Source organism: Acetobacter senegalensis, from assembly GCF_001499615.1.
Classification (GTDB): Bacteria; Pseudomonadota; Alphaproteobacteria; order Acetobacterales; family Acetobacteraceae; genus Acetobacter; species Acetobacter senegalensis.
Window position 1 is genome coordinate 1,769,993 of the sequence record NZ_LN606600.1, and the last position, 26,977, is coordinate 1,796,969.

Consider the following 26,977-nt stretch of genomic DNA (forward strand, 5'->3'; position numbering starts at 1 on the left):
GGAGTGCCCATGTCTGGGACCAACTCAACGGCAACCACACAGAGTGGTGTGCCGATTTCGTCGTTGCCATCCGCTCAAGATGTGGCAGCGACTGACGGTGTTTTTGGTGTTTTTGGTGGTGAGGCTAAACTCGCTGACCCCAGAACCCTTGTTGCCGCAGGCATGCCAGACGACATCGTCAAAACTGACGATTTGAATGCGGCTTTGTCTGATTCGTCACTCGGCCAATACGCTAATCAAGCGGCAAAAGATGCAGCAGATGCCAAAATTGCCAATGCATCGGCGCAGGCGACCGAGCGACGTGTCATGCAACAGGGCCAGCAGATTGCCAATATTGTCGTTACCGTACAGCCAATAGCCATCACGGACGCAGACGTGACAGCCTATCTGTTTGGTCTGCCGACTACAGACAAAAACGAAATTGGAACCTGCTGGAATAATGCGGGGATAATAACAGTTTCCGCTGCAGGAATAGGACAGCCAGCCCTTGTGGTCGGGGGAATTCGGCCCGCGCAAATGAACTGGTGGTTTAACAACCTGCCAGAGATTGATCCAGTTACACCTGGCTCATGGTACGACAACGCGGGCATACCAACGCTGTCATCGGCAGGGCTGCCGACCACAATTACAGTCCAGACACAGATCACTGACGCACTGTGGTGTGAATTTATCGCCGGTCTGGCCCAGCCCAACGGTGCAATCCCGACAGACACAACCGGACAGTGGCTCAACAACTCCGGTGTTGCAGTAAGGAATTAATAAATATGGCACAGTTTATTCCCCCCGGTGGTCTTCCGGGCACGACACCGGTTGGTCTGGGCGACGACACGCTTGGCAGCCTGCTGGATCAGGCTAAGGCTGCTATCCCAAAGAGCCTGATTAACGAGGCGGGCGGTATAGCGGGCCTCAATGATGATGGCTACGTCACTGCGATGTCTCTCATTCGGACCGTAGGCAGCCGTGCAGTGTCGGATATGATGCGTTGGCGTGACCTGCACGTATCTGTGCGCGAGTTTGGCGCGACTGGATCAGCGGCGCAGACTACGGGGACGATCACGGCAGGGACATCTATACTGACGGTTGCCAGTATTGAGGATTTTGCCGTTGGTGATGCGGTATCCGTTGCGGGCGCAAGCGCTGCCTCGATCTGTGGGTATCTGGTCGCGACCATTGAGAGTATTGACGGGCTGAATATCACTCTGGATGCGCCTGCTGATACCACGGTAACAGGTGCTCAGGTGCTCCACGACGAGACTGACGCGCTGAACGCCTGTTTCGCTTATTTGACAAATAATGGTGGTGGTCGGGCGTATTTTCCGTCTGGCACATACAATATTAATAAAGGAGCATCCGATACTACTGTTAGCGCAGATGGGTTCACCATCTTGCGTTGCCCCGATATTGGCCCGTGGGTGCAGCCTGTCACGGTTGATCTGGTGGGGTATAACTACGCCCAGATTGGTTACAGCGAAAAACCTCAGGTCATCCCGAACAATGGTGTTGTGCTCAGCACAAAACTGACTGCGACCCAATACGGCTCATCCATTTTTTACGGCCAGCATATTGACCAGCCTTTTAACGATTACAGCACCCATCTCAATCCGATTACGATCAATGTCAGCAACATGATCATCAGGCAGACGGTAGGAACTGTTGGGCCGTCACTCACGGCGCTGAATTTCGAATACGTGGGCAATTCCCGGATCAACAACGTATCGTTTGACATTGATGTGCCTATCGTCAACTGCCCGATGCCGTCTATCGCGTCTATCAACGCTATCCGCACTCCCGTAATCAACAATTATGGCGTTGTCATTTTGGACAATGTATATATTGCCGGTTACTATAGCGGCAGCACGCTCTGCGAGCATGTGCAACTCAACAATGTATTTATGCAGTATTGTGTGCATGCGTTTACGCCACTCGGCGGAAACTATATGTGTGTATTTAACAATGTGCTGGTGCAGGAATGCCTGTGGGTCTTTTCTGCGGCTAAATCATCCAACAACATCAACGTGACGCGGGTTGTCGGCAACCTCAAAATCGAGGCATCTGGGTCTGCAACAGGCTGGTGGACACCATTTAAGGGGTTGGTGCAGGATGCTGGTGGCCTGATGCAAGGCAATCTGACCTATCAGATTAACGGGTTTACGGGCACATATCCGCTGGCAAATGCTGCTTATCCCACGTTGCTATTTAAAAGCATCACTGGGTTCAAGGAGCAATTGGCCCCTCTGACGGTCACAGCATCGCCCTTCGCTTACACACCAGCAAATGAGGGGCATCTCGTCATCACTGGCGGGACAGTTACGGCAGTAACACTGCTCCGGCAGGGGACGACCATCTCTCTCCCGGCAGGAAGCCAGACTATCCCGGTGGGTAAGTCTGACGTTGTTACGGTAACGTATACCGATGCCCCCACAATGACGTTCATGCCGTAATGCCTGGATTGGTCTTCTGGAAAACACATGACAGAGACACGGAGCGGGGCTAACGGCTCCGCGTCTGATGATGATCTGCCCCTATTGTTGATGGCAACGGATACCGCCAGCACAAAATTGCCGGACAGGCCGGCCACAATCATGAGTTGAGGCAACGCATAGTTGCTGTTTCTGCCGCACGGTGAGGCGGCTTTTTTTATGTCTGCCGAAAGGGCAAAAATGCCTGATACCAATTATCCGCCCGGTGATCTGATCGGCCGGGGTGAGTTTGCCATGATGGATGGTCGCATGCGCAACGTCGAGAGCGACATCGTGCTGATCAAGGCCAAGCAGGATGAAGCAAAAACAGACGTTGCCAGCATCAAGAGTGGCATCGCCACCATCCAGGCGGAACTGAAAACCATGCGCGGGTGGAGGCAGTTTTTGATCACCGGCGGTATTGGTGTTGGCTGGGGGCTTGTCCAAGGCATCATGCACCTGCTCGGCTGGGGTAGTGCCCCATAACCTGCCAAAACTCGTCCACTAACTGTTCCTCTCAAAATGGCAGTTTTGTACGCGTCTTTTGTATTGACGGACTAATCCGGCCCTTGCTGCCTGTAAACTAGTCCACCCCCGCCGCGCATGACGCGGCTTTTTTGTATCCGGAAATCCGAATGAATGACTCCATCGCTCTCGCGGCTGCTCTGGCGCGGGAATATGAGGGCCTGTCCCTACGTCCTTACATCTGTCCGGCCGGTTACTGGACCATCGGCTACGGTAACCGCTGCCTGGCCGACGGGGCCGCCGTCACGGCGCGCACGCGGCCGATCACCAGACAGCAGGCGGAGGACCTGCTGCTGTTTACCCTCGCAGGCCTACGCCTGAAATTGCGTGCCTTGATCCATGTGCCGGTAACGCCCAATCAGGAGGCAGCACTCCTGGACTGGCAATACAATCTGGGCACGTCTGCCATTGCCGGATCCACGCTGCTGCGGCTGCTCAATTCCGGTCAGACCATCGCGGCTGGAGAGCAGTTGCTGCTGTGGGATCACATGCACCGCAACGGCCATCTGGTCCGCGTGCCTGGTCTGACCAGGCGCAGGCAGGCCGAATGGCATCTCTATGTCGGGGCAACTGGTGCCGGATCCTCGGTGCCGTCCAGTCCCACTCCCTCAAATCCTACTGAAAATCTCAACATGGCGGAACTTTACCGCCTGAAAGCGAACGCATGAAACTTGCCAAAATCGGCGCTTATCTGCGCCAGCCTACTACCCTTATTGCGGTGGGGCTTGTCCTTGGCACTGGGGTTGCCGACTGGTTTGGGTCGCTGCCCGAAGTGACCTCCATCGCTCTGCTGGCTGCGGCCCTGCCTCTGCTGGCCGTGTCCGATACCAGCGGCATCCTGGCAAAACTCTCTGCTGATCGGGATGGTCTGGCCGCCATTGTGCATGCCCTCACCACCCATAAGGATATCGGCCCGGCCGCCATCAAGGTGGCATCCGATGCCGTGCCGGGTGGGGCGCTGCTTGCGGCGGCCGCAACTGCGCTGGCCCAGCAGCAGACTGCGGCCAGCGCGCCGGCTAAAAAAGCCAGCGGAATCGGCGGTAGTGCCGCTGGCCTGCTCCTGTTGATCGGGCTGTCTGGTAGTCTGGTGGCGTGCAGCGGTGATCAGCTCATCCAGCGCAAACAGGCAGTTTACAGTCTGAGCCTGTCCTACTCCGCCGCTGCCCAGATGGCGGCCGACTATGAGCACAACGTGGCTGCGGATCCTGCCGTGGTCGCCAAGCTCAAGCCTGCATTTCAAAAGGCGCATGACCTGATCGCCCCACTGGATGATGCGGCCGCCAAGGGTGATCCACTGCCGCAGGCCGCTGTTGAGGCCGCGCAGGCCGCGCTCGATGCGGCCCGCAAGCTGCTCCCATCCACTACCAACTGACCATTTTCCCGGCATCGGGAAGATGGTCGCCAAGGGTGTCCAGTAATACCGGACACCCTCTCATGATCCGCCAAAAATCGGCGGGAAACCAAGAAAGACAGAAGATGAACTACACTCAGATTGCTATTTCGGCCGTGGAAGCCCTGGTCCAGAACGGCCCCACGATTGTGGAGGATATCTCCGCCCTGCTGAAACCACTGAAGGAAGGCCGTGAGCCAACGGCTGATGAATGGGCGTTTGCCCGGCAGCAGCTTGATGCGGCTAATGAAGCTGTGCAGGCGGGGTGACACTAAAGGGGAAGGGTCAGAGGCGATACAAACATCATCACTGGATTCTGTGATGATGTTTTCTAGTTCTTTTGGCCGAGGGAACTAAATGCCTCTAAGATTAAAAAACTAGGAAAATCATGGTGCTGCTGGACAGGATTGAACTGTCGACCTCTCCCTTACCAAGGGAACAACAAAACCAGAAAACATTATTTTAATCAATGACTTGCGGATAGTAAGTTATTATAATGCTAGGACTATGCTAGATTTTCAAGTCTGAAAATCATTATATGGCATAATTCTTAGAGGATTGTTTGCTAAGGAATTTGAGTAGTGATTTTACCCCCTTCCTTAAGAAGTCAGTCTGCATATATCCGTTATATGTACGCTCAAAATCACCTTAAAGCACTGCGAGAGCAATTAAGGCTTGCTGAGAAGTTAGATAACTTTGAATTGGAGGCTGTTTCAGATGATGCAAGCAAACAAATTATACGTTTTAAAAAGCACCCAGATGTTTTGTTAAGCCTAGTATTAGGCGATGTTATTCATAGCTTAAGAAGTTCATTGGATTATGTGACGTGTGCGCTGGTTACGTTGAACACCCCAAGTGCGGATTTGAGACATATCCAGTTCCCTTTTGGACGAAAAGGAGAACATTTAAACCGGAATGAAAGAAAGTCAGTTACCGGTATTTCTGACGAATCTCTGAAAGCGATAGAGGGAGTGCGTGCGGAGTATGGAGAGAGTTTGTCGTTGCTGTGTGACTTCAGCAATCAGGATAAGCATCGCTTTCTCATGCCAGCCTATTCTCACTTGGTATCTTACAAATTTGCTGTCGACAAACGAACACCTAATTCGACTGTAATGTCCGTACAGCCTTTAGAAGGGCAGGAAAAATTATCTCCAATTAAAGATGGAGACGTCGTGGATTGGCAGGCTGGAAATCTACAAAACCTGAGGATTGGGTTTCAGTTAGAGAGTGGTGGAGTATTGTACAGAAGCGAGAGTATCGACCTAATAAATGATGCAGTTAGGGAAACTTTGAACGTGCTGATTCCGCTCTCTCAACCCCCAGAGTATGCTCAAAGGGTACACGCCTGAAAACTTTTCATAAGCACGTGCAAACGCACACCCTAGTTTCTTTTTTACGCAGGCTAATTTTTGAAATAATTTTTTCTGATGGGGTTCTCATACATTTTATCCCTCTCAGAAATCCACGAAGACGAGCGCACAACTTGTTTAAACCACTCACCTGTGTTTCTACCTGATACGAACTTTAAATGTCTGTAAGCTCATTTAAATGGCTCATGAAGAATACTGACTTATCAGGAATGAAGGAGCCGTTGGCTCTGAATATGGAAGTATTAGTTAAGTAAAAAACATCCATTATTACTTCTTCCTAAAGGACTTAAAATGGACACTTTTTGATTTGTTCGTGTATAAATAGAACTAAGAAAACAAAGTCTGATTTTGGCAAATCAAAGGACTTATGTATGTGATACTAAATACTACATGATGATATAATCATCTCTTTCATATCACATACAAAGCCAGTGAGTAGCCAAAAACTTACTGGCTTTTCTTTTGTCATTAACATTATGAAAGAGAAAAATACACATGTTATATTCATCAGCAAATTGCGGATCAGGTAAAACACGTTCAATGATCCAGTTAATCAGTATCAACAAAGACTTTTACAATGGGAAAGTTATTTTTGTTCAGCCAAAGAAAGAAAATTTACTTGAATCAGAAAGCCAATTTAAAGAAAGTGGTATGACCCCATATATCATTGACGAAGACCATCTTACAGAAGAAATGACTTCAGTAGCAAAGGGTTTGTATTCGTATATTCTGAAAAGGAAAATTAAAAAATCTGATGTTCTTCTTGTGACACATCAATCATTTTTAAAACATATGGTTAACATGGGGAAAATCACAAATGACTATTATGTTGTTTTTGATGAAGTGCCTCAAGAATCTTTTGGTGAGTTCACACTTTCACTATCAACAAACAAAGACATACTTTTAAAATACATACAGACAGCACCATCAAAGAACCCAGATTTCTTTGTCCTTAAACCGATTGATCGTGTTCAAATGAACACTTGTATGACAGCAGAAGGTGAGGATGAGATAAATGACAAATTAAGAGGGCTGTTTGAAAAATTACTGGATGAAAAACACTATACTGTTGAAATAAGGAAAGGCGTATGGGAATCATTCAAGAAAAATAAAAGAAATGGGAGAAATAATGTTTCATTCATCACTCATTTTTATATGCTTCCAGAGATATTTGATGATTTCTTAGATGTTCATTTTCTATCAGCTAAATTTGAAGAATCAGACATTTATCATATCTTTAAAGAATTAGGTGTTCAATTCGTTGAAAAGAAAATTCTTAAGCTACAATACAAAGAACATAAAAATACAACACACACTTTCATTAGGTATTGTATGGAACGTGATTTTTCAAAAACAATGCGTTCATATAAGTGCTTGAATCAAAAGACAATAATTCAGAACATACTGGATATATCAAGATTAAACATGTCACCAGATGATAAGCAGTTACTTGTTTTGAACAAAGACATGATTGATGGTGATTTTAAGGAATATAAACTTCCTCAAAATTCAGAACTGATTAGTTCTTATGTTCATGGATTGAATGGATACAAGCACATTCATAACATAACATTTGCTGCATCTCTGAACTATAGAAATACACAAGCTGATTTCTTACATGATAGATTTGGTTTATCCTATGAGGACATTGATAAATCATTTCTCTTTTCAAGTACATATCAAGCAATATGTCGTACTTCTATTAGAGACAAACATGATGATAGTTATAGGTTGATTACTGTTCCTGATTATCGTTCAGCAGTTTATGTTCAAGAAGTGCTCGGAATACCTGATGACAGAGTATCATCACTTGAAAACTTTATGTTTCTACCGGAACAGAAGCAATCAGGTGGACAAATAAAAACACATAAGCAAACAAAGGAACTGACTGAATTAAAGAGAAAAACAAAAAACATAATAATTTCAGAATGTAAGGCGTTTAAAGACTTCTATTTGGATGATGAAAACAGATTTAGAATTAACTTATTGAACGGAGTATCCACTTATGAAGTAGCAAAATACATTGATTTCAAAGAACCTGAAGACATACTTGACTTCTTTGAGAATGAATCAAAATTCACTTCAAATGATAAACACAAAGAAGGACGACTTGCGTGGTGTTGTTTACTTCTCTCAGATAGAAATGAAGTGGATGGAAAGAAGTTTGGTGCACATAATAATCATGGATATACATGCCTTATGTTTGATAAGGACTCATCTGAAACAGGCGAAGACCTTTCATTCTTGGATTGTGCTTCATGGTTCAGGAAACAAGGATGGTCTTTCTTCATGTACGAGACGTATTCAGGAAAAGGAAACTTCCGTGTCGTGCTTCCATTGAAACACGCAATCACATGTGAAGCACACGAACTGCTTACAAAATGGATCAATAAACGTATTTCCACAGAAGCAGGGAAAAAAGGAAGTGTGTTTAAGTGGAAAGAGAACTCAATGGGTCCGTTTGATGATTCAAAGTTCAATGCGGCAGCAAAATTCTACTTACCTAATCACTCACCTGAAAGAACAGATTATCAAACATATAGGTATAAAGGGAACATATTTGATCCTTGTAAGGAACTAAAAGGAAAGGACATTAAAGTTCCTGAATATATGTGCCAAAAGATGATAGGGTTAACTACGCATAAAAAGAAAATTTATGAAAGGATAGTAAATCCGGCCATAAATGCAGTTCTGAATACAAGTGGCATAAAACAAACACATGATGAGTTACGTGATAAAAAATGCAAAGAACAGCAAGAAAAGTTCTTACTGAATAAATCACACGACTCTCTTGGTGAATTAGTCAGGAAAATGACTTTTTGGGAAAGAAAAGCAGAAATACTTCCATTTGTTTTAATGAACTACAGGAATACAGAAGAAATGAAAAATGAGTGTGAGGGATGGGTTAGGAAGTACGCAAATATGGTTACTTGTTCAGAAAAATTTAAGTGGAAGTAATTAAAAAACATCCATTATTACTTCTTCCTAAAGGACTTAAAATGGACACTTTTTGAGGGATATACTTTCAAATGAGAACGGAGTTCTCCGTTATTACTCATAAGTCGGTATACCCCCCTCAAAAGGTTTGTGTGATGCAGCACAAGCGCGCACTAAGTAAACTTTACCAACATCGAATCCATATACTAATTTTGTCTTATGCTGGATGTGGTTGTTTTAGTTAGAAAAAAAATATTCTGTCCCGTATATCTAACGGTCGCTGAAAACTGCGCCAAAAGTGGAAAGCAAGTTTTTTTTGCCGATTTAGTGTAAAAAAAACACTAGATATAGGGGCGAGGATGCAGCAGTAATACGACATGTGGTGCCAATTCATTGAGACCACATGTTTTTCAACTAACAGGAGGTAAATCCTCAAGGAGATAAAAATGATAAGGCGACTCATTAGTCCCTTGTTAGTTCTATTACTGCAAGTGCACTCAATTGACTGCACAGTGAACATGTCGACCGACGCCAATCACCCGACAATTCATGCAGTAATAGAACTTCGTTAAAAAAAGGCGTCATAGGAGAAATCCTATGGCGTCTTTCTTGAATAAGAATCTACACGTTTCTTTTCTTTTCTCGCAACGTAAATTTTTATCATGTCACTTTGAAGCAAGCTCTAAAGTGACGAACTGAAATCCCTTCATTTCTGTCACTTTAAGGTTGTTTTTGATATTAAGTGACACTAATCACTTAGGAACTAGATTTCATTGTGACAAATGAGAGGTTTCAAGTGATTTTTGGATATGCACGGACAAGCACAGCAGAACAGGAAGCTGGATTGGAAGCGCAGAAGCGTGACTTGTCCTTGAATGGTTGTGAACGAATTTACGCAGAGCAGATTTCAGGAAGCAGCACGAACAGACCAGAATTAACGCGCCTGATGGATAACATGCGTTCTGGGGATGTGCTTGTCATTACAAAGCCAGACCGGCTTGCTCGTTCAACCTCAGACCTCTTGAGCATAGTTAATGAACTGAAGGGGAAGGGATGTGAACTGATTGTGCTTTCTATGGGAGGGCAGAAGTTTGACACTTCAAATCCTACTTCAAAGCTAATGCTTCATATGCTTGCTGCCATTTCAGAGTTTGAACGGGACCTGATGAAAGAGAGGCAGAAAGAGGGAATCCTGAAAGCGAAGAAAGAAGGGAAGTATAAAGGCAGGAAACCCATAGCTAAAATGCAGCAGGAGACTATCAGAAAATTAAAAAATGAAGGAATGTCAGTTACAGCTATAGCTGAAAAATTAAAGTTATCACGTATGTCTGTGTATAGGATTTTGGGATGTTAAACGAATTTAAGAACTATATTAAAGATCGTCCTGTTGTCACTATAGCAGTGACTGTCGTTTTCGCTATTTTGGTAGATAGAATCATTATGTCTTGTAGTTCTATTGATCTCTTAAAAATAATTCCAACATCTATTCTTGGAGCTATAACAGCATACATTGCTTACCAGCAGTATATTGTGTCGAGAAATCAAAAGGAACTCGCGGAAGATAAGCACAAGTTAGAGTTATTTGAGAAAAGATTTGAAACATACCAATTGTTTTTGAATGTGGCAGTGTGGTCTGATAGGATATGTTTGTATAGAAGTTCTGAAATGCAAGAAAATAGTGAAAAATGGAAAAAGTCAGAAATAATAAGAAGTAAAATACAGGAAAATTTTGACGTTATGGTTTCGTTGGGGGAGCAATCTAGGTTTCTGTTCGGAGAAGATGTTTTTAAAATTCTTGCTGATGCTAGGGTAGATATTTTTACTCTTGATGGATTAGTAACATCCATCAGGGAGATAAAGAGTAAAGAATCTGAAGGAAAATCTTTTATCGAGGATATGGTAAGTGACTCGTCAGAAACAATTGCTCCAATTTTAAAAAGATGTCGTGAAATTAGAAAAAATCTTTTCAATTTTTATAGTGAAGAGCTTCCGAAAGTTATGGGGCCATATTTAAAAATAGCCCCATATAAAAACGCCGATACTCTTTAAGTCCGTTTAGGACGTAACATATCCTTGTATTTCTCATTGGTGTTGTGGTCGTAGTGTTCTTCAATCATTTTCACGCTCGTTCCAGCGTTCCTTGCTAACACATACGCATCAACACCATTCCTTAGCTGTTCAGTTATATAGAAGTGTCTAAGGCTGTAAGGCGTTCGTTTCACACCTCGATAATCCCTTGTGAGTCCTGTGGCAGCTAGTGCGCTGTTGAACTGACCTGAGAAGGATTTGAAGGGTGTTTTGTCTTGATGAAGTAGCAGCGAATCGGATTTTTCAGGAACGAACCCTGCTTCTCTATAGACCGCATGAAGCACAACGATGGTGAACAGGACTTCTCTATGAGGAATCAGTTCACGAGATTTTCCTTTCCCATGAACACGCAAATGAAGGTCATGGGTTAAAGGCTGACCCTTTTCATCCAGTTCTAATCCTATGATGTCACCCCACTTCATATTTTTAATTTCTGTGGGTCTCATACCCGTCAAAGCTATGATGTTGATGTAGGCATAGAACACGGCACGATCATATTTGACCGCAGGATGTATGCCTTCCTCTGATATCTGACGGAAAGCATAAGTGTTGAAAATTTTAAATTCTTGAGCCGAAAAGGAAGGACGCGCTGTGTATCCTGTCTTGTTCGTTCTGATTTCTGGAATGGCTTTAATGTACTGCGAATCGAAGCAGTATTGAAGGAAGCCACTTAAAGCAGCCCTCTCACGGTTCAATGTAGCAGGGGAGGGGCGTATGCGTTTCTTCTGTGTGATTGGTGTGGTGATGGTTTTTCCATCCCTCTCATATGTCAGAAACTGAATGTCCTTACCTGGTCCTGAAATCCAATAATCCGAACGCCAAGAGAGATAATCCTGAACGGATTTGTTAGAAATGAAGTTAGGATTCTGTTCGCCAAAGAATCCTTCAACATATCGAGTGAGAATTGCCTTGTTCTGAATGACAACGCCTTTGGGCATCATTCCTTGTTCAAGGCGTTTTTCCATGTGCTGGATATAATCGTGAATGATCTTTGAGATCGTTTTCACACGAACATTCAGGCCACTCTCAGCCTTCAAAAGCGATTCGTAATAGACACGCTGTGCTAGCGTCTCTGCTAGCTTGCGATCGCTTGTGCCCAGTGATTTGCGGATTTGTCCTTGTCCGGGAATCGAGAACCGAACTGACCAGTTAGCAGAGCCTTTCTGCTGAAACACATTATATGGTGCGGAAACTAAGCTAGAACTATGCTTATTCACCCCAAAAAACCCCATTTTCCGCGACTATGCTAGGCTTATGCTAGCTATCGCCTGAGTTGCGTATAAGCGCAAGTCATTGAAAAATAAGGAGAGCTGGTGCTGCTGGACAGGATTGAACTGTCGACCTCTCCCTTACCAAGGGAGTGCTCTACCACTGAGCTACAGCAGCGACGTTGGCGGCGTTCTAGCGTTTCACGCGCAACGCCGCAAGTCTGTTTCCGCTTAAAAAGCGGAATTAATCATCACGGTGGGTTTTTTCCATCCGTTCATGCTGTTCCTGCGCCTCAATGGAGAGGGTCGCAATCGGGCGGGCTTCCAGACGGCGCAGGGCAATGGGTTCCCCTGTTTCTTCACAGTAGCCGTAACTGCCGTTTTCAACACGCTGCAGGGCAAGGTTGATCTTGCCAATCAGCTTGCGGGCACGGTCACGGGTGCGCAGTTCCAGCGCGCGGTCTGTTTCCACGCTGGCGCGGTCTGTGATGTCTGCTTCATGAATCCCGCCTTCGGAAAGGCTGGCAAGAGTATCTCCTGCCTCTTTGAGGAGTTCGGCACGCCACTTGAGAAGCTTCTGCCTGAAATACTCCGTCTGAAGAGGGTTCATGAACTCCTCGTCGTCTGACGGGCGGTAGTCCGGCGGTAGAGTGATCATAGTCAGTGTCAGCCTTTGCAATGACAGGAATCCTGCCTTGAAAGAATGACGCGGCTTATAACGGGGGCTGCCCGGAACGCCAAGAAGATAATGGAGGCAAGAGCCAAGAAAAGCGGAGGGCTGCCCGGTAACTATGCGCCATAGTTCAAGAATTCGGCCAATGCTTACCAGTTATGGGAACGGATTATTTGGTCCGTACGTGCGGATCATTGGGCACGGTCACGTTTTTGCGCAGGGGTGCCGCGTTCTGCGCGGCTGCCATCAGCCATCCGGCAAACAGAAAGACCCACCCCGCAGTAGGGAAGGAGAACAGGGCGCTGGTGGAGGCTATGGGCCACAAGACGGTGCAGCACATCACAAACAGCATGGCCTGTTGGGGGGCGCGGGTGGGGGAAAGATGCCGTGCGCCAGCCCTCAGCCAGCACACCACCGTAGCGGCAAAAGCAGCAAGGCCCAGAAGGCCCGCCGTTGTGGCAACCTGAAGATAGTAGTTGTGGGGGTGAATATTGCACCCTGTGCCTGCCGGGCTATCAAGCGGCGGAAGCCCGAGCGCGGAAATACCAGCGCTATGCATGCCCAACTGACAGAAATTACGAAATCCATCCACGCCCAGCCCGAGCCATGGGTGGTTAAGCACCATGATGCTGGCCTTGGTAAAGAGCAGCCCATAATCACTGGTGGCAAAATGCTGGAGCTGATTGGAAAATTTCAGCACCAGTTTGGCATAGGTGGGCGGGGAGATAACCGGCAGGCTGGCAAGGGCCGCAGCAACGCACGCCAGCAGCGCGACAAACGGCCACCGGAACTGCCGCACCAGCAGGGCAGTCAGAAACAGGCCAAACAGCAGCAGCACATTGCTCATGCGCTGGCCAATCAGCACCATGGTCAGGGCCGAAAACAGCAGCAGCACGCAGCCACCAACCCACGCGCCACGGTTTTTACTGTGCAGGGCATGCAGCACCACGGGCATGATGCCGGGAAAGAACAACATCAGGAAGGTAAAGCCCGCCCGGGGTTTAATAAACGGGCCGGTCAGGGAGCCGTCTCCCCATCGGGGGGCTCCCATCAGGTTGGTGCCCGTCAGATATTGTTCCCAGCACTGGCTCATAAGCCATAGGGCCAGCAGAAAAAACACGCCCCCCAAGGCCATGCGCCGAGTCTGGCGGGCGAGAATCCAGTTCTGGGTGGCGGCGGTCAGCAAAAACAGGCGCGGCAGACACAGGGCCTGTGTCCAGGCTCCCTTGAGGCCAACATGCACCGAAGAGATCAGGCACAGCCCACAGAACAGGGCGGCGGGAATGATCCATGGCTTGCGAAGCCATTGCCAGTCCCGCATCAGGCCAGAATAAATCAGAAAGAAAACGCCAATAAGCGTTGCAGCAATATCGCTGAGCGCCCGACTGTAGAACATCAGCAGGGGCAGCAGCAGGGTGCAGGCCGTGCCGGTGAGTGTCAGGCTTTTTGCCAGCACTGTCTGCCAGCGGGGGAGGGGGGCGTCCATCAGGTCAAAACGAGTCACATCAGAAGCCCGCTCGCCTCATGCGGGCGGGCCTCCGGGTGTCCGGACTTAGAACGGAATTTCGTCATCCAGATCGTTATTGCTGCTGGGGGCATCCCAACCGCCAGAGGAGCTACCGCCACGAGAAGGCGTATTCTGGCGCGGAGCGGAAGAGCCGCCGCCAAAATCACCACCGCCACCATATCCGCCGCTGCTGCCACCGTAGCTGCTACCGCCGCCGCCAAAGCCGCCACCGGCATCATCACTATCATTGCTGGAACGGCTATCCAGCAGAACCAGTTCCCCACGGAACCGTTCCACAATCACTTCGGTTGTATAGCGTTCCTGCCCGGACTGATCTGTCCATTTCCGGGTTTGCAACGCACCTTCCAGATAAACCTTGCGGCCTTTGCGCAGAAAGCGTTCCGCCACATCCGCCAGCCGTTCATTGAAGATCACCACACGGTGCCATTCCGTGCGTTCACGGCGCTCGCCAGACTGACGGTCGTTCCACGTGTCACTGGTGGCCAGTGTCAGGGAAACAATTTTCATGCCGCTCTGGCTGGTGCGCACTTCCGGGTCCTTACCCAGATTGCCGACCAGAATAACCTTATTGACACTGCCAGCCATCAGAGACCCCGTTTCGCTGTACCATTTAAAAAGAATGTCACGCCCGTGTAGCGCACTCCGCTACGGCTATAAAGTCCGTGAAGCCGTTTGGCTGCTCTTTCTGCCCATGAATGTGAGAGGCTTCTTGCGGTCAGAAGACCGTCTGCCGCCTGCTACATCCCCCTTTTTCGTTTTGGGTATTCTCCGTCAGATTTTCTGTATCGCGCCTTATAAATCCGTTTCGGATGCCCACACGGGTTTCCTGCGGACAGGCACGATAAGAAATGACGAAGAGGAGATCAGAACCGAAAAAGGAAGGAGAGTGACGGCCTTACCCCTCTATCCGCCACACCGATATCCGCGCTGCGCCATGCTTGCGTTCGGCCAACAGGGCGCCAGAAAAAACAGGAAGAGGATTATCCGCCTCAGGCACGGAGACACCCTGTTGTTCAATATCCAGCAGGGGCAACGGTTCCTGTGCGGAGGTTTCAATAACGGCAATGGCGTGTGGGGCAATCCATCCCTGTGCCTTTAGCGCTGCAAGCGTGCGGGCCGGGAGGTTTTGGCGGTAAGGAGGGTCCAGAAACAGCAGGGAGCACGGTATCGCCGCACGAGGAGGGGAGGTGACATCCTTTGCAAAAACCTTGCATCGGTCCTGCCAGCCGCACCCGGCAATATTGGCACGCAGCGCTGCTAAAGCGGCCCGATCAGTTTCAAAAAAAGTGGCCTGTGCCGCCCCGCGAGAGAGCGCTTCCAGTGCCAGCGCCCCAGTGCCTGCAAACGCATCCAGCACATGGGCATTGTCCAGAAGGCGCGAGCCCCCCCACGGCGCATGGAGCAGCATGTCAAACAACGCCTGCCGCACGCGGTCCGCTGTGGGGCGGGTGGTTGTGCCCTGTGGGGCGGCCAGCATGCGGCCTTTGCGGGCTCCAGCAATAATGCGCATGTCTAGCGCGTTGGGCGGGGCTTGGAGGCAGAGGTGCGGGAACCGCTTTTCTCTGGCCCTTTGGGCATTTGTTCACGCAGAATCTTGCCTGGCACTTCTTCCAGTTCTCCGCGCTTGAGCGTGCCAAGCTGGAAGGGGCCGTAGCTGGTGCGAATCAGGCGGCTGACATGCAGGTTAAGGCCCGCCATCACTTTACGGATTTCGCGATTCTTGCCTTCACGGAGGGAAACCGTAAGCCACGCATTGTCGCCCTTGCGGGAATCCAGCCCCGCATCAATGGGGCCGTAGCGCACACCTTCAAACACGCTGCCTTCCGCTAACGCCGCAAGACGTGCTTCATCCACCACGCCAAATACCCGCACACGGTAGCGGCGAATCCACCCATTGGAAGGTAGTTCCAGCCGACGTGCCAGTTCACCATCATTGGTCAGCAGCAGCAGGCCTTCACTGTTCAGATCCAGTCGGCCGACGCTGATAACGCGGGGCATTCCTTCCGGCAGAGAGGCAAAAACCGTAGGGCGGCCTTCCGGGTCTTTATGCGTGGTCACCAGTCCGTCGGGCTTGTGGTAGCGCCATAGCCGGGTGCGGTCAGGGGAGGAAACGGCCTTGCCATCTACCTGTACCAGATCCTGCTCGGTCACAAACGTGGCGGGATGGGTCACAGGTTGGCCATTCAGGCGCACCCGTCCTTCCTCAATCATCCGTTCCGCATCGCGCCTGCTGGCTACACCTGTGCGGCCCAGCCATTTGGCAATGCGTTCTCCACGCGGTTCCTGCGTCACTCTGTTTCTCCTGCCGCCTGAATAAAGGCGTTAAAAATCTTCCGGTCGCCCGGGTCTATGCCAAATTCGGGGTGCCATTGCACCCCTAGGCAAAATCGTTGGGTGGGGTCTTCTATGCCTTCAATCAGCCCATCTTCGGCTATGGCGTTCACAACGGCCCGGCCGGGCGTGCGCACGGCCTGATGATGGGAGGAATTGACCGCCATATGGCTGGTGGTGGCAATCTGCGCCAGCAGCGTGTGGGGCGTAATGTTTACGGCATGGCTAGCTTCATCACGGGGGTTGGGTTGCTCATGCGGCAGGGCATCCGGGAAGGAGGCTGGGATATGCTGGATCAGCGTGCCCCCAAGGGCCACGGCCATAAGCTGCATGCCTCCGCAAATGCCCAGAACGGGGGTGTTCTGATGCAGTGCTGCTGCCAGATAAGCCGTTTCCGCCTGCGTACGGCGGGGGCGCAAGGTGATGGTCTCATGGCAGGTGGTGTCACCATACAGGGGGGGGTCAATGTCAAACGCCCCGCCTGTAATCAGCAGTCCGTCAATATGGGGAAGATACTCCCCCGCCAGTTGCGGGAAGAGCGGCAAGGCCACAGGCAACCCGCCCGCTGTGGAGACAGCGGACATGTAATTCTCCCGCAGGGCATACCACGGAAATCTGGAATAACGGTCTATGCCGCCTGCTTCATGATCAAGCGTAATGCCAATAACAGGACGGCGTGCGGTCATTTATCCGGGTTCTTGAGTAAAAAGCGCAAAGGTAACGTTTCTTCACTGCCATAGCGGCAGATGTTTTGCACGCGCTTATCTGCCCGTTACCGGAGTGTCTTTAATTTTTTGGTTGAAAGAAAAGAGGGCGTTAGCCCGGTAGAAAAGACGTATGATGAATGGTACGCGCCGGTGTGGGAGAGGGTTCATTAACCGTCCGATCCACAACAGAGAGTCCAAGGCCGATGGCCGCAGCGGCCAGGATGAGAGACAGGCTATGCATTGTACTGATCCTTTCCCGCAAGATCAGGCTTTTAAGGGCCTGATGGAAACAACCTACCGCGCGATCTGTTACAGAACAGATCATGGCATCTATAAGGCATGATGACAGCAAAGGTTGCAGAGATGCAAGAAAAAACCGTGCCTTAATTTGGGCCAGATAGGCTTTGGGTCAGAACAGTGTGTGAGGATTGACACATTTTGTGAGGCAGGGGCGCGGCATCCCCTGTTGAAACGTTACATACCGGCACTATCGTGCGTGGCGGCAAGCGCGGAGGGAGTGCATGAAAAACGGAATGGAGATTGCTCTCCAGCAGGCGCGGGCGGCGGCCAGCCGGGGCGAAGTGCCGGTGGGGGCTGTAGTGCTTGGGCCTGATGGCGCTGTGCTGGCCCAGAATGGCAACCGTGTTGAGGAATGGCATGACCCCTCTGCCCATGCGGAAATGTTGGTCATGCGCGAGGCCGTGCGGCTACGGCGGGGGCAGAGGCTGGCGGATTGCACGCTGGTGGTTACGCTTGAGCCCTGCCCCATGTGTGCCGCAGCCATCACGCATTTTCGCGTTGGGCGCGTGCTGTTTGGCGCGTATGACCCAAAAGGGGGAGGAATGGAGCACGGGCCCCGCGTGCCCTATCGCGCGGAAAGTCTGCACAGGCCGGACGTAATTGGCGGGGTGCGGGAGCGCGAAGCCGCTGATCTGCTTAAAACATTTTTTCAGACTCTTCGGGGCGCACCTCTGTCAGCGGATTCCTGAACTCAGGGTCTTTTGTTTTTGGGGGCAAGGAACCATCTTATCCTTACAAGCGTCTGGCACTAGGCAAAAAAGGCCGGTTAAGATGCGGGAACAGGGTGGCCCAATGCCGCGCCCGGGTGGGGCACTGCCCTGCCTGACAATGCAAGGAACAGTCGGAAACGTGATGTCGGAAAAATCTGTGTCAAAATTTTTCGGGCGGTCTCGCCGCAAGACACTGCTGGCCCTGCTGGCCGGGGTAAGCCTGATGGTGGATGTGGGCGCAGGACCTTTAGCGATTATGGGCTATAACGCAGCCCACGCACAGGATGCCGGGGCTATCAAACCCAGCGGTCAGGGCCAGAAAATTCCAGATTTTGTCAATCTGGTGAAACAGGTCAAACCTGCTGTGGTTTCCATCACGTCCATGCTCAAGGCGGATTCGGTGGAAGATGAAAACGGTGGCGTGGGTGGCGGTATGGGCGGCATGCCCTTTCCCTTTCCTTTCCCGTTCCAGATGGCTCCTCAGCACTCCCGCCAATTGGTAGAAGCGCGCGGGTCAGGCTTTGTCATTTCTGCTGATGGCTATGTGGTGACCAACAACCATGTGGTGAAAGGCGCCACCAAGGTTACTGTCACGCTTGATGACGGCACCACCCTTCCGGCCAAGATTATCGGGCGGGACGGAAAGACCGATCTGGCACTTTTGAAAGTGACATCCTCCCAGAAGCTGCCCTTTATTGAGCTGGGTGAATCGGATGATGTGCAGCCCGGTGAATGGGTTGTGGCCGTGGGGAATCCTTATGGTCTGGGCGGCACTGTTACCGCCGGGATCGTCTCGGCCCGTGGGCGTGACATCAATGAAGGCCCTTACGACAACTTCATTCAGATTGATGCGCCCATCAACCGGGGTAACTCCGGCGGTCCGCTGTTCACGCAGGATGGCAAGGTTGTTGGGGTCAATACGGCCATTCTCTCCCCCTCAGGCGGTGGGTCTATCGGTATCGGATTTGCCATTCCATCTGACACCGTGCGGAGTGTCACGGATCAGTTGCGTAAAACCGGCCATGTGGTGCGCGGTTATCTGGGCGTAAACGCGCAGGTGATCTCCCCCGCCATGGCCAAGGCGCTCAACCTGCCATCTTCCAGCGATGGCTCGGCTCCGGCTGGCGCACTTGTGGCGAGTGTAACGCCTGATAGTCCGGCAGAAAAAGCCGGCCTGAAAGCGGAAGACGTCATTACCGATTTCAACGGTCAGAAAGTGACATCACCGCATGATCTGGCGGTGCGGGTAGCGTCTCTTGCACCGAATACAGATGCCAAAATGGGCTACATTCGTGCAGGCAAACCGCAGACCGTTACCATCAAGATCGGTAATCTGGCCACGGCTGGCAATGATGGTGGTGTGGGTGGCGGCGCGGCTTCCGGCCCGCATCTGGGCGTTTCTCTGGCCCCGCTGAATGCGGATGTGCGTCGCCAGCTTGGTCTGGGTAATGATGTGCATGGCGTTGTGGTGAATGATATCCAGCCCGGTTCTCCGGCAGATCAGGCTGGTATTCGCCCAGGAGATATCATTCAGTCTGTTGGCGGGCAGTCGGTGGATGCGCCACGGGCGGCCGTTACGGCGGTCAGGGCGACTCTGGCAGCCAAAAAGCCGGTGCTCCTGCGCGTTCTGCGTGATGGTCAGTCCCTCTTCATCGCTATTTCTCCAGATGGAAGTTCTGGCGGAGATTCGTCTGATAATGACGGGAATGATGACGACTAATAAACCAAGCTGGTAAGAAACCGGAAAAGCGTCGGCCTTTCGGGGCTGGCGCTTTTTTTATGGTGGGTCTGTTGTCGCGGGTTGGATCGTTTGACGGGCTCTGTACAAGAACAGCAAAGAAATCCACTGTAAAATTTTGATTAAAAACACACGAGCAGGGTGAATTTTTCTGCACGTTCGGCTTAATGCACGGTGTGTCATGGAGCAGGATGTCTTTGAACGTGTTTTTAAGTTTTGCTTTTTATCGGCAGCCTGTGCCTATGGGGCAGGTTTCCGGGTTGAAATCAGTGTCCCGGTCAAAGCTCTGGCAAAGGTCTGGCGGGTTGTTTACATACGCACCCCATACACAGAATAAGACCCCTGAGTTTTAAGTCTCCACAAAGTGGCGCTTTTCCGTCTTGTGTAAAAATGTGCGGACCGATGCGTGCTTTTCAGGTTTTCTGCCGTCGGGACGGATTGTTGTCATGATGTTTAGCTTCCCTTTTTCCCTGCGTTCTTTTCACAGGCCCTTCATGGCGGGCGCTCTGGCCGTGGCTCTTTGCGCGCTGCAGGGAGAAGCATACGCCACGGGCACCACCAGCGTGGTTGTGGGGCAGGACGGCACGCTGACGGTTCCGGAATCGTCACCATTGCGGCAGCAACTGCAGGTGACCCCGGTGCGGATGTCTGCCCCGCGCGATACGCTTTCTGTGCCGGGTTCCATTGTGGCTGAACCGTCCCGTGTTTTGCCCGTGTTGGCCCCTGTTACGGGGCATGTGGTTTCTGTTTCTGTTGTGCCCGGTCAGCATGTGCGCAAAGGGCAGGATCTGCTGACCCTTCTTTCCGGGGATATGGCGCAGGCCACGACGGATGAAGCCAAGGCGCAGGCCGGGCTGGTGCAGGCGCGCGCTGCTCTGGCACGTGCGCAGGAGGTCCGGCAGGCAGGCGGTGCCGCCACCAAGGATGTGGAGGCAGCCCGCGCAGCCTTGCAGGAAGCGGAAGCCGAAGAACGCCGCGCGCAGGCAAGAGTCGCGTCCCTGACGAATCAGGTGGATACAGACGGCAAATTGGTCATGCGGGCGCCCATGGATGGCGTGGTGGCGTCTGTCACGGTGGCACCCGGCATGAATGTGACGGATATCACGGCTCCCCTGCTGCGGGTGGAAGATCTCTCTGAAGTCTGGGCGGTGGCGGATGTTGCCGAGGCGGATGTGGATGACATGCATGTGGGCCAATCCGTCTCCATCACGCTTCCGGGGCGGGAAGGCGTAGTGCTGCCGGGCCAGATTGCAACGGTGGAGCCGGATCTGCACCCTGAAACGCGCCGCCTGCGCGCCATGATCCCGGTGCCGAACCCGGATGAAGACCTCAAACCCAATATGTTCGCCACGGTGGCCATTCAGTTAAGGCAGCCTCCCGGCCTGATGGTGCCGCAATCCGCCCTGCTGATGAACAATGACCGGGTGACCGTGTTTGTGGAGGTCGCACCATGGACGTTCCAACGGCGTGTTGTGACGATCTCCTATGATGAAGGTGAAGATACCGAGGTGCTCTCCGGCCTGAAGGTAGGGGAACGGATTGTGACCCGCGGCGGGGTCCTGCTGAACGATGATTGAGCGGATTATCGCAGCCTGCCTGCGGGAGAGACGGATTGTTTTTGTGGCCATGGCCATTCTCGCCCTGTGGGGCGGCTGGGCGTGGAAAGACCTGCCTGTAGAGGCTTATCCTGATCTGGGCGCGGTCTCGGTTCAGGTGACCACGCAGAGCTCCGGCTTGGCGGCGGAAGAGGTGGAACAGCAGATTACCATCCCCCTTGAACGCCAATTGGCTGCCACACCGGGGCTTGCCAGCAGTCGGTCCAGCAGCACATTCGGATTATCCCTCATCAACCTGATTTTTCGGGATGGGGTGAATGTATATGCCGCCCGCCAGCGGGTGACGGAGCAACTGGCGCAGGTCACTCTGCCGCCGGGGGTCACGGCCAGCCTCGGCCCTGTCAGCAGTCCATCGGGTGAAATTTTCCGCTACACGCTGGAATCAGACCGGCAGAACCTGATGCAGCTTTCCGAGATTCAGCGCTGGATTGTGGTTCCGGCGCTGACCAAGGTTCAGGGTGTTGCGGCCATCAACAATTTTGGCGGCTTTACGCGGGAATACCAGCTCCTGCTCGATCCTGCGGCGTTGTACCGGTATGGCATCGGGGTGAATGATGTTCTGGATGCCGTTCGCAACAGTAGCGTAAATGCGGGCGGCGGCCGCGTGGCGCGTGGGGAGCAGTCCTATATTGTGCGCGGTGTGGGCATGATCCACACGCTAGATGATATGGGCGATATTCCGGTTTCCCAACATGATGGCGTCCCGGTTTTCCTGCGTGAACTGGGCCGTATGCAACTGGGGCATCAGGTGCGGGAAGGGATTCTGGGCAAGGATTCCAACCCGGACACCATTGAAGGCATTGTCACCATGGTGACAGGCGAGAATGCTTCCCATGTTCTTCAGCTTCTTCATGCGCGTGTTGCGGCCCTGCAAAAGCAGCTTGAGCCACAAGGCGTGCGGATTGTCCCCTATCTGGACCGCGATAATCTGGTTCACGCCACCACGGAAAAAGTGACCCATACCGTCATGGAAGGTGTGGGGCTGGTCTTTGTCATTCTCATTCTGTTTCTGGGCAGTCCGCGAAGCGCCATTGTGGCGGCCATCACCATTCCACTGGCCTTGGCCACGGTGTTTGTCATCATGAGTCTGCTGGGCATGCCGGCCAATCTGTTCTCACTAGGGGCGATTGATTTCGGCGTGATTGTGGATGGCGCGATTGTGGTGACGGAATCCATTCTGCGTATGCGTGAAGCCCGGCCTGACCATACCATGACGCTGGATGACGTGGAGGGTATGACCCGGCATGTGGGCCGCGCCATCGTGTTTTCCACACTGGTGATCATTGTGGCGTATAGTCCATTGTTCGCCTTTGTGGGGGCGGAGGGACGGTTGTTCCGGCCCATGGCCTATACGGTCAGCTTTGCTCTGCTGGGGGCATTGCTCAGCGCCATTGTGCTCACGCCGTCTCTGGCGTTTCTGGCTATGCGCAAGCCCCACAAGATCTTTCACAACAAGCCGCTTGAAAAGCTCCACACGCTCTATCATCAGGGGCTGGACCATGCCATGCGTCGCCCGCGACTGGCCTATCTGGGTGCGGTTGTCGCGTTTATTCTGGTGCTGGTGCTCGGCGCCCATACCGGGCGGGAGTTCCTGCCCGATATGGATGAAGGCGCTTTGTGGCTTCAGGTGCAGTTGCCCTCCGGCCTTTCTCTGGAAAAAGCAGGCGCCATGGCGGATGAAGTGCGCAAGGCTATCCGCTCGTTCCCGGAAACATCCTACGCCGTCACGCAGCTTGGCCGGAATGATTCCGGCACAGATCCATGGACTCCCTCTCACATTGAAGTGCCCGTTGGCCTGAAGCCTTATGACACATGGCCACATGGGGAGAACAAGGCGCAGTTTATCGTCAAGTTACGCAATCGGCTGAACCAGATTCCCGGCATTACCTTCGGCATCAGTCAGCCCATTGCCGATGGTATGAATGATCAGGTAGGTGGTGCCCATTCTGCTCTGGTGCTGCGTGTTTACGGGAACGATGCGCGGGAACTGCGGCATATTGGCAGTCAGATTGTATCTGTGCTGAAGAGCGTGCCCGGCACAACCGAAGCCTCCATTTTTCAGGAACCGGAAATTCCGCAGCTCAATATTGTAGCCAATCGTCGGGCCGCAGCGCGCTACGGCATCTCCGTTGCGGATATCATGGCTGTGGTGGGCAATGCTGTGGGGGATGCACCCATCAGCCAGATCTATATTGCAGACCGCACCTATAACATGACCATTCGTGTGCCGCCTGCAAGCGTCAGCAATCTGCGCCAGCTTGGTCACCTTCCGCTCACCGCTGCCAACGGGGCGCAGATCCCACTGGAAATGGTGGCGGATATCAGCCTGAAAACAGGGGAAGGCACCATCTCGCACGAGATGACAGAGCGCCAGATCACCCTGCGCGTGGATAACGGCAAACGCCCGTTGTCTGAGTATCTGGCAGATGCACAGAAGCGCATTGCCAGCGAGGTCCATTTCAATCCGGCTCTTTATCGGCTGGAATGGGCAGGCGAGTTTGAGCAACAGCAGCGCGCGCAGGCCCGGCTGAGCGTGGCGTTGGCCATCATGCTCGCCATTATGTTGGTGCTGCTGTTTGGTGAGTTCCGTAAACTCCGTCAGGCTGTTCTGGTGCTGGCGGTGGTGCCTCTGGCCCTGCTGGGTGGCCTTGTTGCACTACAGGTGCGCGGTGAAACGCTGAACGTGGCGACGGCAGTTGGTTTTATCGCCTTGTTTGGGGTGGCGGTGCAGAACGGCATCATTATGGTCTCCAACATTAACCGGCACCGGGCAGATGGGGTGCCGTTGCGGGATGCTGTGCTGGAAGGTGCTGGGGAGCGTTTTCGCCCTGTGTTGATGACGGCAACAGTCGCCAGCATGGGCATGCTGCCAGCCGCTCTTGCCACGGGCATTGGCACGGACGTGCAGCGTGGACTAGCCACGGTGGTGGTCGGGGGGCTTGGCATTGCCACCATTCTGACCCTCTTTATCCTGCCAACCTTCTATTACGAGATGGAAGCATGGTGCGAGCGGCGAGCCGCGGCACGGGGACCGGTAGAATCGTGAAACGGATACTTCTGACAAGCTGCATTCTTACTGGTTTGGGGCTGGGCGGTTGCGCCGTGGGGCCGGATTTCAAAAAACCGGCAGCCCCTGCTGCCAGCCGTTACGGGCAGGCAGGTCAGCCTGACAGAACACAGGCGGTTACCGGCAAAGCGGAGCAGGCGGCTGCTGGCTTGCAAGGTGGAGCACAGGCGCTTCATCCGGGGCAGGATATTCCGGCCCAATGGTGGACGCTGTTCCATTCTCCGGCGCTGGATCAACTGGTGCGCAAGGCGATTGACAACAATCCCTCGCTGGAGGCCGCACGGGATGCTCTGGCCGCTGCACAGGAAAACAGGCTGGCGCAACAGAGTGCGCTTTACCCCTCCATTTCTGGCAGTTTCAACCCGACCCGCAACAAGACATCCCGCACGTACTCACCAGTGCCCAACAGCAACCAGTGGCTCTACACGGTGCATACGGCCCAGTTGAATATTTCCTATGTGCCGGATCTGTGGGGTGGCGTGCGGCGTGGGGTGGAAGCCGCCAAGGCCCTGCGGGATGCCCAGCGTGACCAGTTACGCGCGGTGTATCTGACTCTCACCTCCTCGGTGGTGCAGGCGGCCATTGATTACGCCACCCTGAAAACGCAACTGGAGACAACTCAGTCCCTTGTTGCGTTACAGCGGAACCTGCTGGAGTCGGCCCGCAAGCAGGAAAAAGCTGGCGAGTTCTCGCAGAATGATGTGGCGTTGCAGCGCACGGCGCTGGCCCAGAATGAAGCGACTCTGGCCCCCCTGCAAAAGCAGTTGGAACAGCAGAAGCATCTGATCGCTTCTCTTGTTGGCGATCCTCCTGATGCGCCTCAGCCAGAATTTTCGCTCAGTGATCTGACCCTTCCGGCTGATCTGCCGGTCAGTCTGCCAGCAAGGTTGGTGGAGCAGCGGCCAGATATCCGCACGGCACAGGCCAACTGGCATGCCGCCTGTGCTCAGGTGGGCGTGGCGGTAGCCAACCGGCTGCCCAACATTCAGCTTGGGGCAACACCCGGTTTTGCTGCGGCGTCCATCGCGCAGATGGCTGCACCCGGTTATGGTCAGTGGGAAGTCATGGCCATGGTGACGCAACCTTTGTTTGACGGCGGTTTGCTTCGGCATCAGGAACATGCCGCGCGTGCGGCGTATGATCAGGCTGCGGCTGACTATCGCACCACATTGATTACGGCGTTGCAGGATGTAGCGGATTCGCTCACCGCTATCCGGACAGATGCCACGGCCCTGGCGGACAATGCGGAAGCCGCAACGGCGGCTGGGGACAGCCTGCGTATCGCTTTGGCGCAGTATCGGTATGGCGCCATCAGTCAGGTGGTTATGCTGACAACCCAGCAGGCCCACCTGCAAACGGAACTGGCGCTGGCTCAGGCGCGGGCAGATCGGCTTTCCGATACAGTGGCGCTGTTTCAGTCTCTGGGGGGTGGATGGTGGAACAGCACTGAGTCAGATGCGCCGCATCACCCCTCCTGGCATCCGGACAAGGGGCTAAGCGTTCTCCTGCCCTGAGGCGAGGCCCCGTAATCTGGAAGGGGATAACACCCGGATTCCGTGGTGGTCCGTTCCTGTAATAATATGATCACGCCGAAGAGCGCTGATGGTGCGGCTGACCGTTTCAATGGTCAGGCCCAGATAATCGGCAATATCCACCCGCGTCATGGGAAGAGAGACACGGTTTTCTTCCCCCGTTGTCTGGCAGGGGCGGTGGATCATGCGGGCAAGCAGAAAGCTGGCCACCCGTTCCCGCGCTGTCTTGCGGCCCAGCAGCAGCATCTGTTCCTGCGCTTCGGCCAACTCGTCTGTCACTTCTGCCAGTAGACGCCGTTCAAACTGGGGGTAATCGGCCAGCAATGTTTCCAGTTGCGGGCGCATAAAACGGCAGACCTGCACAGTGTCCACCGTTTCCGCACCAAAGGAGTAGGTGCCTGCATTGGTCAGCCCCAGAAAATGGCCAACATCGGCAAAGCCTGTAATCTGTCTCCGCCCATCGGGCAGGGATTTGAACAGCTTTACGGTGCCAGCCGTCACGTTGAAAAAGGCTGTGGCGGAAGAGCCTTCTTCTATCAACGTCGTGTTGGGGGGGAGAGAAAGCTGTTTGGAGGATTTGGCGAGAACAACCAGATCTTCATCATCAATCGCCCGGCAGACGCTCTGATCGCGAATTTCGCATACCAGACATCTGTGCATGTCTTCTCCGCCGTTAATGACTAGCCTTCGGCGCATCGAGGCGGGCGAAGTCCGAGGTTGTGGGGCAGAAGACATCACGCACTATCCGGTAGAATCAGCCTTCCAGAACGCTAAGTTACCGGAAAACTTCATTAAAAA

The 26,977-nt window shown here is 52.4% G+C and carries 25 protein-coding genes and 1 tRNA gene; 16 read left to right on the plus strand and 10 right to left on the minus strand.

Going from position 1 to position 26,977, the window contains the following annotated elements; translation table 11 throughout:
* Nucleotides 1-9: 9 nt before the first annotated feature.
* The 11 genes from ASN_RS08030 (at nucleotide 10) to ASN_RS08080 (ending at nucleotide 10,730) form a co-directional block, all read left to right on the plus strand.
* Nucleotides 10-759: a hypothetical protein gene (locus ASN_RS08030; RefSeq protein ID WP_058987853.1), complete on the plus strand. Its 750-nt coding sequence runs from the start codon at nucleotides 10-12 to the stop codon at nucleotides 757-759.
* Between the two features lie 5 nt (nucleotides 760-764).
* Nucleotides 765-2,441, plus strand: a complete 1,677-nt coding sequence (locus ASN_RS08035) for a hypothetical protein (RefSeq protein ID WP_058987854.1) — start codon at nucleotides 765-767, stop codon at nucleotides 2,439-2,441.
* A 27-nt stretch (nucleotides 2,442-2,468) separates the two neighbouring features.
* A complete protein-coding gene (locus ASN_RS20415) occupies nucleotides 2,469-2,591 on the plus strand; it encodes a hypothetical protein (RefSeq protein ID WP_269148870.1) in 123 nt (40 codons plus the stop codon).
* Nucleotides 2,592-2,603: 12 nt separating this feature from the next.
* Entirely contained in the window at nucleotides 2,604-2,945 is a 342-nt protein-coding gene (locus ASN_RS08040) for a hypothetical protein (protein ID WP_058987855.1), read from the plus strand.
* A gap of 149 nt (nucleotides 2,946-3,094) precedes the next feature.
* A complete protein-coding gene (locus tag ASN_RS08045) occupies nucleotides 3,095-3,652 on the plus strand; it encodes a lysozyme (protein ID WP_058987856.1) in 558 nt (185 codons plus the stop codon).
* Nucleotides 3,649-4,356 (plus strand): hypothetical protein, encoded by a 708-nt coding sequence (locus tag ASN_RS08050; RefSeq protein WP_058987857.1) that lies wholly within the window; start codon nucleotides 3,649-3,651, stop codon nucleotides 4,354-4,356. The genes ASN_RS08045 and ASN_RS08050 overlap by 4 nt, the downstream gene beginning before the upstream one ends.
* Before the next feature lie 104 nt (nucleotides 4,357-4,460).
* The gene (locus ASN_RS08055; RefSeq protein ID WP_231948439.1) at nucleotides 4,461-4,643 is read left to right on the plus strand and encodes a hypothetical protein; all 183 of its coding nucleotides are present in this window, start codon (nucleotides 4,461-4,463) and stop codon (nucleotides 4,641-4,643) included.
* Nucleotides 4,644-4,955: 312 nt separating this feature from the next.
* On the plus strand, nucleotides 4,956-5,723 hold the full coding sequence (locus tag ASN_RS08060; protein ID WP_058987859.1) for a hypothetical protein: 768 nt from the start codon (nucleotides 4,956-4,958) through the stop codon (nucleotides 5,721-5,723).
* Nucleotides 5,724-6,284: 561 nt separating this feature from the next.
* Nucleotides 6,285-8,702, plus strand: coding sequence for a hypothetical protein (locus tag ASN_RS08065; RefSeq protein ID WP_231948440.1), 2,418 nt, complete (start codon nucleotides 6,285-6,287; stop codon nucleotides 8,700-8,702).
* 754 nt (nucleotides 8,703-9,456) lie between these two features.
* The gene (locus tag ASN_RS08075) at nucleotides 9,457-10,035 is read left to right on the plus strand and encodes a recombinase family protein (protein ID WP_058987860.1); all 579 of its coding nucleotides are present in this window, start codon (nucleotides 9,457-9,459) and stop codon (nucleotides 10,033-10,035) included.
* On the plus strand, nucleotides 10,029-10,730 hold the full coding sequence (locus ASN_RS08080) for a hypothetical protein (RefSeq protein ID WP_058987861.1): 702 nt from the start codon (nucleotides 10,029-10,031) through the stop codon (nucleotides 10,728-10,730). Before ASN_RS08075 ends, ASN_RS08080 begins: the two co-directional genes overlap by 7 nt.
* On the opposite strand, the gene ASN_RS20160 is transcribed toward ASN_RS08080, so the two are convergent.
* The 9 genes from ASN_RS20160 to ASN_RS20420 all read right to left on the minus strand — a co-directional run bounded on the left by ASN_RS20160 (nucleotide 10,727) and on the right by ASN_RS20420 (nucleotide 17,457).
* Nucleotides 10,727-12,001 carry a tyrosine-type recombinase/integrase gene (locus tag ASN_RS20160; RefSeq protein WP_231948441.1) on the minus strand — a complete coding sequence of 425 codons (1,275 nt, stop codon included), beginning with the start codon at nucleotides 11,999-12,001 and terminating at the stop codon, nucleotides 10,727-10,729. The two genes, ASN_RS08080 and ASN_RS20160, sit on opposite strands and share 4 nt — an antisense overlap.
* A 79-nt stretch (nucleotides 12,002-12,080) precedes the next feature.
* Nucleotides 12,081-12,155: transfer RNA gene (locus ASN_RS08090), tRNA-Thr, on the minus strand.
* Nucleotides 12,156-12,221: 66 nt separating this feature from the next.
* The gene (gene dksA / locus ASN_RS08095; RefSeq protein WP_035382626.1) at nucleotides 12,222-12,635 is read right to left on the minus strand and encodes an RNA polymerase-binding protein DksA; all 414 of its coding nucleotides are present in this window, start codon (nucleotides 12,633-12,635) and stop codon (nucleotides 12,222-12,224) included.
* A 184-nt stretch (nucleotides 12,636-12,819) separates the two neighbouring features.
* A complete protein-coding gene (locus tag ASN_RS08100; protein ID WP_006558630.1) occupies nucleotides 12,820-14,154 on the minus strand; it encodes an O-antigen ligase family protein in 1,335 nt (444 codons plus the stop codon).
* A gap of 48 nt (nucleotides 14,155-14,202) precedes the next feature.
* A complete protein-coding gene (ssb, locus tag ASN_RS08105; RefSeq protein WP_006558631.1) occupies nucleotides 14,203-14,763 on the minus strand; it encodes a single-stranded DNA-binding protein in 561 nt (186 codons plus the stop codon).
* A gap of 310 nt (nucleotides 14,764-15,073) precedes the next feature.
* The gene (gene rsmD / locus ASN_RS08110; protein WP_006558632.1) at nucleotides 15,074-15,688 is read right to left on the minus strand and encodes a 16S rRNA (guanine(966)-N(2))-methyltransferase RsmD; all 615 of its coding nucleotides are present in this window, start codon (nucleotides 15,686-15,688) and stop codon (nucleotides 15,074-15,076) included.
* 2 nt (nucleotides 15,689-15,690) lie between these two features.
* On the minus strand, nucleotides 15,691-16,470 hold the full coding sequence (locus ASN_RS08115; RefSeq protein WP_006558633.1) for a pseudouridine synthase: 780 nt from the start codon (nucleotides 16,468-16,470) through the stop codon (nucleotides 15,691-15,693).
* A complete protein-coding gene (locus ASN_RS08120; RefSeq protein ID WP_058987862.1) occupies nucleotides 16,467-17,195 on the minus strand; it encodes a gamma-glutamyl-gamma-aminobutyrate hydrolase family protein in 729 nt (242 codons plus the stop codon). The genes ASN_RS08115 and ASN_RS08120 overlap by 4 nt, the downstream gene beginning before the upstream one ends.
* A 130-nt stretch (nucleotides 17,196-17,325) precedes the next feature.
* Nucleotides 17,326-17,457 carry a hypothetical protein gene (locus ASN_RS20420; protein WP_254909387.1) on the minus strand — a complete coding sequence of 44 codons (132 nt, stop codon included), beginning with the start codon at nucleotides 17,455-17,457 and terminating at the stop codon, nucleotides 17,326-17,328.
* 280 nt (nucleotides 17,458-17,737) lie between these two features.
* On the opposite strand from ASN_RS20420, the gene ASN_RS08125 reads away from it, so the two are divergent.
* The 5 genes from ASN_RS08125 to ASN_RS08145 all read left to right on the plus strand — a co-directional run bounded on the left by ASN_RS08125 (nucleotide 17,738) and on the right by ASN_RS08145 (nucleotide 26,161).
* Nucleotides 17,738-18,205, plus strand: coding sequence for a nucleoside deaminase (locus ASN_RS08125; protein ID WP_058987863.1), 468 nt, complete (start codon nucleotides 17,738-17,740; stop codon nucleotides 18,203-18,205).
* Between the two features lie 277 nt (nucleotides 18,206-18,482).
* Nucleotides 18,483-19,946 carry a trypsin-like peptidase domain-containing protein gene (locus ASN_RS08130; protein WP_407922305.1) on the plus strand — a complete coding sequence of 488 codons (1,464 nt, stop codon included), beginning with the start codon at nucleotides 18,483-18,485 and terminating at the stop codon, nucleotides 19,944-19,946.
* Nucleotides 19,947-20,410: 464 nt separating this feature from the next.
* Nucleotides 20,411-21,541: an efflux RND transporter periplasmic adaptor subunit gene (locus ASN_RS08135; protein WP_148262759.1), complete on the plus strand. Its 1,131-nt coding sequence runs from the start codon at nucleotides 20,411-20,413 to the stop codon at nucleotides 21,539-21,541.
* Nucleotides 21,534-24,626: an efflux RND transporter permease subunit gene (locus ASN_RS08140; RefSeq protein ID WP_058987865.1), complete on the plus strand. Its 3,093-nt coding sequence runs from the start codon at nucleotides 21,534-21,536 to the stop codon at nucleotides 24,624-24,626. Before ASN_RS08135 ends, ASN_RS08140 begins: the two co-directional genes overlap by 8 nt.
* The gene (locus tag ASN_RS08145; RefSeq protein ID WP_058989234.1) at nucleotides 24,623-26,161 is read left to right on the plus strand and encodes an efflux transporter outer membrane subunit; all 1,539 of its coding nucleotides are present in this window, start codon (nucleotides 24,623-24,625) and stop codon (nucleotides 26,159-26,161) included. The genes ASN_RS08140 and ASN_RS08145 overlap by 4 nt, the downstream gene beginning before the upstream one ends.
* Here the strand turns inward: ASN_RS08145 and ASN_RS08150 are convergent.
* Entirely contained in the window at nucleotides 26,141-26,914 is a 774-nt protein-coding gene (locus ASN_RS08150) for a Crp/Fnr family transcriptional regulator (protein ID WP_039904367.1), read from the minus strand. The genes ASN_RS08145 and ASN_RS08150 overlap by 21 nt on opposite strands.
* Between the last annotated feature and the right edge of the window lie 63 nt (nucleotides 26,915-26,977).

Coding starts and splice junctions, on each gene's coding strand:
- ASN_RS08030 (WP_058987853.1), top strand. CDS start 10: ATGTCTGGGACCAACTCAACGGCAACCACACAGAGTGGTGTGCCGATT.
- ASN_RS08035 (WP_058987854.1), top strand. CDS start 765: ATGGCACAGTTTATTCCCCCCGGTGGTCTTCCGGGCACGACACCGGTT.
- ASN_RS20415 (WP_269148870.1), top strand. CDS start 2,469: ATGACAGAGACACGGAGCGGGGCTAACGGCTCCGCGTCTGATGATGAT.
- ASN_RS08045 (WP_058987856.1), top strand. CDS start 3,095: ATGAATGACTCCATCGCTCTCGCGGCTGCTCTGGCGCGGGAATATGAG.
- ASN_RS08050 (WP_058987857.1), top strand. CDS start 3,649: ATGAAACTTGCCAAAATCGGCGCTTATCTGCGCCAGCCTACTACCCTT.
- ASN_RS08055 (WP_231948439.1), top strand. CDS start 4,461: ATGAACTACACTCAGATTGCTATTTCGGCCGTGGAAGCCCTGGTCCAG.
- ASN_RS08065 (WP_231948440.1), top strand. CDS start 6,285: ATGATCCAGTTAATCAGTATCAACAAAGACTTTTACAATGGGAAAGTT.
- ASN_RS08080 (WP_058987861.1), top strand. CDS start 10,029: ATGTTAAACGAATTTAAGAACTATATTAAAGATCGTCCTGTTGTCACT.
- ASN_RS20160 (WP_231948441.1), bottom strand. CDS start 12,001: ATGGGGTTTTTTGGGGTGAATAAGCATAGTTCTAGCTTAGTTTCCGCA.
- dksA (WP_035382626.1), bottom strand. CDS start 12,635: ATGATCACTCTACCGCCGGACTACCGCCCGTCAGACGACGAGGAGTTC.
- ssb (WP_006558631.1), bottom strand. CDS start 14,763: ATGGCTGGCAGTGTCAATAAGGTTATTCTGGTCGGCAATCTGGGTAAG.
- rsmD (WP_006558632.1), bottom strand. CDS start 15,688: ATGCGCATTATTGCTGGAGCCCGCAAAGGCCGCATGCTGGCCGCCCCA.
- ASN_RS08120 (WP_058987862.1), bottom strand. CDS start 17,195: ATGACCGCACGCCGTCCTGTTATTGGCATTACGCTTGATCATGAAGCA.
- ASN_RS20420 (WP_254909387.1), bottom strand. CDS start 17,457: ATGCATAGCCTGTCTCTCATCCTGGCCGCTGCGGCCATCGGCCTTGGA.
- ASN_RS08125 (WP_058987863.1), top strand. CDS start 17,738: ATGAAAAACGGAATGGAGATTGCTCTCCAGCAGGCGCGGGCGGCGGCC.
- ASN_RS08130 (WP_407922305.1), top strand. CDS start 18,483: ATGGGCTATAACGCAGCCCACGCACAGGATGCCGGGGCTATCAAACCC.
- ASN_RS08135 (WP_148262759.1), top strand. CDS start 20,411: ATGATGTTTAGCTTCCCTTTTTCCCTGCGTTCTTTTCACAGGCCCTTC.
- ASN_RS08140 (WP_058987865.1), top strand. CDS start 21,534: ATGATTGAGCGGATTATCGCAGCCTGCCTGCGGGAGAGACGGATTGTT.
- ASN_RS08150 (WP_039904367.1), bottom strand. CDS start 26,914: ATGTCTTCTGCCCCACAACCTCGGACTTCGCCCGCCTCGATGCGCCGA.